This window comes from Pleomorphochaeta sp., assembly GCF_050031695.1.
Taxonomy (GTDB): domain Bacteria; phylum Spirochaetota; class Spirochaetia; order Sphaerochaetales; family Sphaerochaetaceae; genus Pleomorphochaeta.
Genome location: NZ_JBNAIC010000022.1, coordinates 1 through 2,748, shown reverse-complemented (window position 1 = coordinate 2,748; position 2,748 = coordinate 1). Strand labels below are relative to the sequence as shown.

The window sequence follows — 2,748 nt, the reverse complement described above, 5'->3', positions numbered from 1 at the left end:
TCATAATTTCTAATCTCCGATTTTTTGGTTTTGTTTTTACAAGAAGTCTTGCATTAAAAAGATATAAAAATAACACACTTATTTCAAGACTATAGACAATATTATACTACTAGTACTTAAGTAAATAATATATTAAAATATGAAAAATATTAATGGAGAATTATTTTTAATGAAAATATATGTTGATTCAGATTCTTCCACACTTTTAATGTTCACCCTAGCAACAATCAGTAAATAAATCCTTACTCATAAAGAGTTGGATCTTTTTTTGTAATTTTTTCAACAACATTTTTCTTTAGACTAATAAAGACTATTTACATTTAATTAGAGTTGTGATATAATTTTAGTAAATTGAGGTAATTATGTTTGTTAAGAAAAGTAAGAACACTAAAGGTAGAGTAAGTTTAAGCATTGCTCAAAGTTACACTACTGAAGATGGTAAAAATAGATCAAAAACTATTAAATATTTAGGATATTTAGATGTTTTAGAAAAAGAATATGATGATCCAATTGCTCACTTTAAAGAAGTAGCTGCTCAAATGACTAAAGAGTATAAAGAAAATCATGCTCCATTTCTTATGAAAATTGATCCTAATAAAAAACTTAATAAAATTACTTCTGACTATTCTTACACTAGAAAAAACATAGGTTATGCTGCTTTATCACAAATCTATCATGAATTAGAAATTGATTATTTTATTAATAACAGAAGAAGATACACTAAAGCTGAATATAATCATAATGCTATCTTCAAATTATTAGTATTTGATAGAATATTAAATCCATCATCAAAGAGAGAATCTTTTTTTCATAAAGATTTTTACTTTGATAAAATGGATTTCACCTTAGAAGATACATATAAATCTCTTGATTTCTTTAATGAACACTCTACAGCAATGCTAAAAAGCATTAATAAACAAATAGAAAAACAATATGAAAGAGATACTACACTAGTTTTTTATGATGTTACTAATTATTACTTTGAAGTAGATGAAATAGAAGATGAAAATGATTATAGAAGAAAAGGGGTTTCAAAAGAGCATAGACCAAATCCAATTATCCAAATGGGATTATTTATGGATGAAAAAGGGCTTCCAATTACTTATGGACTTTATCCTGGCAATACTAATGATTGTAAGACATTAATACCTTCTCTTATGGATATTAGATATGACTATAATATGAAAGATTTAATTGTTGTTGCTGATAAAGGTATGATGAGTGGTGATAATATAGCTAGAATAAGATTACAAAGAAATGGATATGTAATCAGTCTTTCAGTTAAAGGGACTAAAGTGCCTGATTCCTTTAAAAAATATGTATTAGCAGAGGATAATTGGGATGAGGAAGAAACTAAATATGCTGCAGATGGTAAAACAGTATTGTTTAAAATGAAATCTCAAATTGAAGACAGAATTATTACAGTTCATTCTTTAAAAGATGGCAAAGAATCAAAGGTAAAAATAAAAGATAAGCAGATAATAATTTATAGTAAAAAATATGCTGATAAAGCTAAAAGGGATAGAAAAAAAGCAATAGAAAAAGCTTTATCAAAAGTTGGAACTAGTCGAAAAGCTAACAAGTATGGTAGTGAAAAATATACTATAGAAGAATTTCTTGATGAAAATAATAAAGTTATTAAGTTTAAAAAGAATATATTATTTGATTATGATAAATTAAAAGAAGAAGAAAAGTATGATGGTTATTATGCAATAGCTACCAATGTTATTGGATTAAAAAAAGGTGAAAGACCGTTTAGAGATAAAAGTAAATTCACTTATGATGGTTTTTTAAAACTAAATAAACCTGTAACAAATAGAGATATTCTTGATATGTATAAAGGGTTATGGAAAATTGAGGAAACGTTTAAAGTAACGAAATCTCAATTAAAAACAAGACCTGTATATGTATCAACAATAGAACATATCAAAGCACACTTCTTAACTTGTTATGTAGCTTTAGTAATATTAAGACTAATAGAATATCGATTAGATTGGAAATATTCATCAAAGAAAATAACAAAAACATTAAAATTAGCATCAGGAACATTAATAGAAAGTGGATATTATGCTTTTAATCATTATGATGATGTGCTTGAAGATATAGGAAATGATCTAGATATTGATTTTTCTAAAAAATATCTAAAATTGAATCAAATTAAAAAAATGATAGGAAAAACAAAGAAAAAAGATTTTTAAGTGTCTAAAACTATTAGTAAAAATGTAAGCCTAACAAGTCTTGTTCATACAAGAAGTTAGGCTCTTTTTATGCTCAATTAAGTTGAAAAGACAGGATATTATACTACTAGTACTTAAGTAAATAATATATTAAAATATGAAAAATATTAATGGAGAATTATTTTTAATGAAAATATATGTTGATTCAGATTCTTTTTTAAAGCAGATGAGAGAAATTGTTTTAAGAGCTGCAGTAAAAAGAAATTTAGATATTACCTTTGTAGCAGATAGAAATTTAAAAGATGTTTTACTAACAAAAGAAAAACATACTTCTAAATTAAGAAAAGAAGAATTAATTAATAATCCTAATATTGAGAAAGAAGATTTAAAAAAAATTAAAAGTAATATTACTATGATAGTTGTAGAAAGCGATAGTGATAGTGCAGATAATAAAATTGTTGAATTAGCAGAAGATGGAGATTTAGCAATTACACATGATATTCCTTTAATAGATAGATTATGTGAAAAAGGTGTTTTAGTATTAGATGATAGAGGTAATATCTTTACAGAT

2 protein-coding genes are annotated in these 2,748 nt (G+C 24.7%); both read left to right on the top strand.

Annotated elements, in window-relative coordinates:
- Positions 1-362: 362 nt before the first annotated feature.
- Positions 363-2,198, top strand: a complete 1,836-nt coding sequence (locus ACPKM0_RS04930; RefSeq protein WP_472473870.1) for an IS1634 family transposase — start codon at positions 363-365, stop codon at positions 2,196-2,198.
- Between the two features lie 166 nt (positions 2,199-2,364).
- The coding region (locus tag ACPKM0_RS04925) for a DUF188 domain-containing protein (RefSeq protein ID WP_472473868.1) at positions 2,365-2,748 on the top strand (384 nt) is incomplete at its 3' end.

What these genes read in the sequence shown, in the direction of transcription:
- ACPKM0_RS04930 (WP_472473870.1), top strand. Translation starts at nt 363, where the DNA reads ATGTTTGTTAAGAAAAGTAAGAACACTAAAGGTAGAGTAAGTTTAAGC.